This is a genomic window from Streptomyces sp. SID11385 (genome assembly GCF_010548245.1).
Classification (GTDB): domain Bacteria; phylum Actinomycetota; class Actinomycetes; order Streptomycetales; family Streptomycetaceae; genus Streptomyces.
The window spans coordinates 1-5,401 of record NZ_JAAGLR010000046.1 but is presented as its reverse complement, the minus strand read 5'-3'; the positions used below and the strand labels follow the sequence as shown (position 1 = coordinate 5,401).

At 72.4% G+C, this 5,401-nt stretch carries 5 protein-coding genes and 1 riboswitch; all 5 genes read right to left on the bottom strand.

Going from position 1 to position 5,401, the window contains the following annotated elements:
* Positions 1 to 162: 162 nt before the first annotated feature.
* Positions 163 to 867, bottom strand: coding sequence for a transglycosylase family protein (locus tag G3I42_RS02030; protein WP_164282139.1), 705 nt, complete (start codon positions 865 to 867; stop codon positions 163 to 165).
* Positions 868 to 870: 3 nt separating this feature from the next.
* A riboswitch (cyclic di-AMP (ydaO/yuaA leader) is annotated at positions 871 to 1,048 on the bottom strand.
* Between the two features lie 188 nt (positions 1,049 to 1,236).
* Positions 1,237 to 2,289 carry a transglycosylase family protein gene (locus tag G3I42_RS02025; RefSeq protein WP_164282138.1) on the bottom strand — a complete coding sequence of 351 codons (1,053 nt, stop codon included), beginning with the start codon at positions 2,287 to 2,289 and terminating at the stop codon, positions 1,237 to 1,239.
* Positions 2,290 to 2,496: 207 nt separating this feature from the next.
* Positions 2,497 to 3,402: a DUF4231 domain-containing protein gene (locus G3I42_RS02020; RefSeq protein WP_164282137.1), complete on the bottom strand. Its 906-nt coding sequence runs from the start codon at positions 3,400 to 3,402 to the stop codon at positions 2,497 to 2,499.
* 98 nt (positions 3,403 to 3,500) lie between these two features.
* Complete coding sequence (locus tag G3I42_RS02015) at positions 3,501 to 4,826, bottom strand: cytochrome P450 (protein ID WP_164282136.1); 1,326 nt, start codon at positions 4,824 to 4,826, stop codon at positions 3,501 to 3,503.
* Positions 4,827 to 4,932: 106 nt separating this feature from the next.
* The coding region (locus tag G3I42_RS02010) for a zinc-binding dehydrogenase (RefSeq protein ID WP_164282135.1) at positions 4,933 to 5,401 on the bottom strand (469 nt) is incomplete at its 5' end.

Here is a 5,401-nt window from a genome sequence, read left to right as displayed (position 1 = left end):
CGCGGGGGCGCGGGGTGCGGGGGCGCGGGGCGCGGCTCGCGCCGCGTGGACGCGAAAGCCGAAAGCCCCGCCCCGCCGCGTACGGGGGAGAACGCGGCGGGGCGGGGCGGCTTCTCGGGGGTGCGTCCCGGGCGCGGTGGCCCGGTCGCCTCCCGGGAGGGGTCAGCTGAGGTGGAGCTGCTGGCCCGGGTAGATGAGGTCGGCGTCCTTGACGATGTCCTTGTTCAGCTCGAAGAGCTTGTGCCAGCCGCCGGAGACGTGGTGCTTCTGGGCGATCTCGCTGAGGCTGTCGCCCTTGACGACCTTGTACTCGCCGTCACCCTTGGGGACGGTGATGCCGGTGTCGGTCTTGACCGTGCCGGTGGTCGACTTCGGGGTGGTGTGCTGCGGCTGCGGGGCCTGGCGCTGCTGGCTGCGCGAGGCGCTCTGGTCGCCGGCGGAACGCTCCTGCGTCTGCTGGCCGCCACCGTTGGGGTTGACACCCGGGTCGACACCGTCGTTGGTGAGGTTGCCGGCGCCGGCGCAGGACCAGGCACCCGGGCCCTGCATGTCGAGGAGACGCTCGGCGGTGGCGATCTGCTGGTCCTTGGTGGCCAGGTCGGCACGCGGGGCGTACTGGGTGCCACCGGCGGCGGCCCAGGAGGACTGGTTGAACTGGAGGCCACCGTAGTAGCCGTTGCCCGTGTTGATGGACCAGTTGCCACCGGACTCGCACTGGGCGACGGCGTCCCAGGTGGCGGTCGAGGCGGCGGAGGCGCTGCCGCTCGCCATCAGCGGGACGGCGATCGCGGCACCGGTGACACCGGCGAACGCGACGATGCGGGTGGTACGGCGGCGACGGTGCTTGGCCTTGCCGGAAAACAGCATGGAGGATCTCCTCACCGACGCCTACGAGGTGAGCTGTCGGGTTCGGGCCCGTGAGTTGCCCGGCCGGACGGCGGCTGCCGCCCGGCTTCACCCCTAGCCCCGGACCGGCGCCCGGTCTCCCGGGCGCCGGCTGGGACGCAAACCTTGGGTCCCCCGCTCCTGCCTTCGGCGCGTGACGCGACGACTGTCCCGAAACGGGCGCCGGCAGGATTCGGCGTGACGACCGTCGGGGCCTCCCGGTGGGGAAGCGAGCACGACGTTAAGCAAGAAATCAGCGGAACTTCAAAGACGATCAGGGCGGTTGAGACTCATGTCTCACTCGACCCCTACCGGACAATAACGGACAGATGCGGTCAACCGCTTGTCCGGTTATCGCCCTGAATCCGCACCAAGATCCAGGCTCTGGCCAGGGAGAATGAGGTCCGGGTCGGTGCCGACGATCTTCTTGTTCTGCTCGTAGAGCGCGGTCCAGCCGTCGGCGATCTTGTGCGCCTCGGCGATGCTCCAGAGATTGTCCCCTTCGCGCACCTTGTACGAATCGGCCTTGTCCGCCCCGTCCGCACCCTTCTGACCCTCCGTGTCCCCGGCCGCGTGACGGCCGCCGGGGGCGGAGCGGTCCGCGCCGGAGTCGCGGTCGTCGCCGGGAGTGGCGGACGTCTCGCCGGGGAGGGCGCCGGGGACGGTGGTCGACTCGGAGGGCGAGGCGGAGGGGTCGGCGGCCTGGGAGGGCGAGCCGGAGGGGGTGGGCTTCGCATGCTTGCCGCGACTCTGTCCCGTCGCGTCGCTCTTGCCCGTCGCGCCGTGCTTGCCCGTGGCGCCGTCCTCGTCCTTGCCGGACGGGCCGGCGGAGGCGCCGGAGGACGGGGTGCCGGTGGAGGCGTCGTCCGCGTCGGGCGTCGTGGAGGCGGAGGGGTCGGCGCTCGGGGAGGGCGAACTAGCCTCCTCCTTGCCCTTCTTCTCCTTCTTGTCCTTCTTGTCCGCCTGTGTCGTGTCCGGCGCGGTGGCGCTCGGCGTGGTCTTGGCGGCGGGCGCGGAAGCCGTGGAACCGTCCTCCGTGGTGAGCCCGGCGGTCAGGGCGCAGCCGGGCCAGGCGGAGGGGCCCTGGGCCGCGAGGATGCGCTGCCCCACCTGTATCTGCTGGGCGGGCGTCGCCATGTCGGCACGGGGCGCGAGGTCGAGACCGCCGTGGGCCTCCCACTCCTCGTCGGAGAGCTGGAGGCCGCCGTAGTAGTCGTTGCCGCTGTCGGCCGCCCAGTCGCCGCCCGTCTCGCACTCCACGAGGCGGTCCCAGGGACCCTGGTCGGCGCTCGCGGTCCCCGCGCCGAGGAGGGGGATGGCGATGGCGGAGCCGGTGACCCCTGCCGCGACGACAAGGGCCGGGGCCTGGCGGGGGCGTCGGTGGCGACCGTTCCCGGAGAGCATGCGGTGCCTTTCGCAAGAGCTGAGGGTCAGCTGGTGGGACAGATGATCCGACGTGAACGTAGCGGGATTCGAACGCTCGTCACAAGTCGATGCAGCACTGATCACGCGAACATCACATTATTGACGCGCGTTCAGTTCACGAGTGCTCATATGCCCGGGTGGAGCCGGGCGAAAAGGACGCGGCGCGCCGATACGGAAGCGGGCGCTCTACACCGTCGGCGCGGACCTGCCGCTTCGCCCGGCGCCCCACATCGTGTGCTCGCGCGATATCGCGGTCTCGGCCTGCCCCACGAAACGCGCCCACTCGTCCGGGCCGGCCTCGGTGTCGACGAGGGACAGGATGTGCCGGATCTCCCGGGCGGTCACGCTGTACGCGGTCGCCTCCGTGTCGAGGCGGTGCGCCTGGAACCAGGCGGTCAGCCCCGCGACGGCGGCGCCCACCACCCCCACGAGATCGATGTCGATGACCCCGTACGCCTTGAGCACACCCGCGATCACGCCGATGAGTTCGCCCACGAGGGCCGAACTCCGCCACCGGCGGGAACCACGGTCCCGGGCCGCCGCCATCGCCGAGTACCAGGCGAGCTGGTCCGTGAGGCGATTGGTGCGGTAGATCTCGATCCGCTCGGCCCGGCTGCTCGCCCGGCACCTGTCCATCTCCTCGTTCACGTCGAGCCCCGTGGACACGTCGACGATCTCCAGGCCCGTACTGATGTCGTGCAGGCGGTCGAGGTACAGCGCCCGCGCCTCTCGCGTCCCCATCGTCTCCGGGAAGGGGTCGCCGCCCACCGCGTAGCGCCAGCAGAGCGTCTTGCAGGATTCCGCCGCCGCGCGACACTCGTACCAGCGCCTTTCGTCCCGCTGCTGTTCGATGTAGAGGCGGACGAAAGCCGAGGCCACGAAGGCGAGTCCGGCCACCGCCCCGGCCCAGTCGAGCCCGTCCTCGTGGAAGCGCACCGTCGTCGCGCCGCAGGCCGCCGCCACGAAGAGCAGGAGGAGGTTGGCCCGCAGTTGCCCGAAGTAACGGCGTTTCGCGCGAATGGAACTCTTGTCCGCGTCCTGGAAGAACGCCGGCAGTTGATGCCAGTTGAATTTCTCTTCCGCTGCGGACATCGCTGTGCCTCCGGTGGAAGGGCCCGCCTCCGGCCCGCGATCGTACCGAGGGGCACCCTCGCTCACCAGACCGCCGACTCGGCGCAGCGGCGACGCGGTCACCCGCCGTGCGGCCGGGTCCGCGCGGGGCCGGGGGGCGGCGCCTCGGCTGTGAAACGGACGGGAAGGGTGCGCAGGCCGCGCATGATGAGGCCGCCGCGCCAGCGCAGTTGTCCGGGGTCCGCGTCGAGGGCGAGGTCGGGGAGGCGCGTGAAGAGGCGGGCGAGGGCGGTCTTGCCCTCCAGGCGGGCGAGCGGGGCGCCGAGGCAGTAGTGGATGCCGTGGCCGTAGCCGAGGTGCTGGTTGTCGCGGCGGGTGAGGTCGAGCGTGGCGGGGTCGGGGAAGCGCGCGGGGTCGTGGTCGGCGGCGGCCAGGACGACGAGAACGGGGTCCCCGGCGCGGATGTGCCGCCCGGCGAGGTCGAAGGACTCGGTGGCGTAGCGCCAGGTGGCGAGTTCGACGGGGCCGTCGAAGCGCAGGAGCTCCTCGATGCCGGTGGTGAGGAGGGCTTCGCCGTGGTCGGGGGAGTCCAGGGCTTCCTGGAGGCCGGCGCGCTGTTCCGGGTGCTGGAGGAGCGCGAAAGTGCCGTTACCGATCAAGTTCACGGTCGTCTCGAAACCCGCGAACAGCAGGATGAACGCCATCGCGGCGGCTTCGTTCTCGGTGAGGTGCTCGCCGTCGTCGACGGCCTGGATGAGGGCCGAGATGAGGTCGTCGCCGAGGTCGCGGCGCTTCCTGTGGATGAGTTCGGCGAGGTAGCCGCGCATCTTGCCGACCGCGCGCCCCACTCCCCCGCGCGGGCCCTGCCCGTGCCGGATCATCATGCCCGCCCAGTCGCGGAAGTCGTCCTGGTCCTCGCGCGGGACGCCGAGCAGGTCGCAGATGGCGTAGATGGGGAGCGGGAAGGCGAACTCGTGGATGAGGTCCGCGCTGCCGCGCGCCGCGAAGCCGTCGATGAGCTGGTCCGTCAGCTCGGCGACGCGCGGCGCGAAGGCCGCGACGCGGCGCGGCGTGAACGCCTTCGAGACGAGACGGCGCAGCCGGGTGTGGTCGGGCGGGTCGATGTTGAGCAGGTGCGTCATCAGCTCGGCCTTGCGCTCCCCGGGAATCCCGGTCTTCCCGCGCGCCCCCGCCCCCTCCGCGTGGTGCGCCGGGTTCTTCGAGAGCCGGGGCTCGGCGAGCGCCCGCCGCGCGTCCTCGTACCGCGTCACGAGCCACGCCTCGACCCCGCTGGGCAGCCGCGTCCACGCGAGGGGTTCGTGCGCGCGCAGCCACGCGTAGGAGGGGTAGGGGTGGGCGGCGAACTCCCGCGAGAAGAGGGCGGGGGCGTGCGGGAGGGGGGCCTCCGGGGGGAGGGGGGTGCGGGAGGTGTGGGGGCACGGCATACCGAGACGGTAGCGGGGGGCGGGGCGCGGTTCGGCGGGGGCGCCGCTTTCGGGGGCGCCGCCCCCGGGCCACCGGCTGAGATTCCTCGGGCGTCGGCTTTCGGCGTCAATTGGTCGGCGTCAGCACCATCCGGCCGAACACCCTCCCCGCGTCCATCTCCGCGTGTGCCGCCGCCGCCTCCGTGAGGGGGAGGGTCGCGTGGACGACGGGGGTCAGCTCGTGCCGGGTCGCCGCCGCGAAGTGGGCGGTCCGTACCGTGCGCAGGGCGTCCGGGGGGATCGTCGCGAGGCTCAGGGTGGCGAAGGTCAGGGACTTCTGGAAGGCCGTCATCAGGTGCGTACCGAAGTCCTCGGGCGGCTGCCCGCCGACCGCTCCGACGCTCACGAGGCGGCCGTTCGGGGCGAGGAGGCCGAGGAAGGCCGGGAGGCCGGGGCCCGAGACGATGTCGAGGATCACGTCGTACGGTGCCTGATCGGGCGTCGGGGCGCGGCCCGGCGTCTCGCTCGCGCCGAGGGCGCGCAGGCGGGCGGCGCGCTCAGGGGTCGAGGCCGTGGCGGCGACGGTGGCGCCCGCG

What these genes read in the sequence shown, in the direction of transcription:
- G3I42_RS02030 (WP_164282139.1), bottom strand. Translation starts at nt 867, where the DNA reads ATGCTGTTTTCCGGCAAGGCCAAGCACCGTCGCCGCCGTACCACCCGC.
- G3I42_RS02025 (WP_164282138.1), bottom strand. Translation starts at nt 2,289, where the DNA reads ATGCTCTCCGGGAACGGTCGCCACCGACGCCCCCGCCAGGCCCCGGCC.
- G3I42_RS02020 (WP_164282137.1), bottom strand. Translation starts at nt 3,402, where the DNA reads ATGTCCGCAGCGGAAGAGAAATTCAACTGGCATCAACTGCCGGCGTTC.
- G3I42_RS02015 (WP_164282136.1), bottom strand. Translation starts at nt 4,826, where the DNA reads ATGCCGTGCCCCCACACCTCCCGCACCCCCCTCCCCCCGGAGGCCCCC.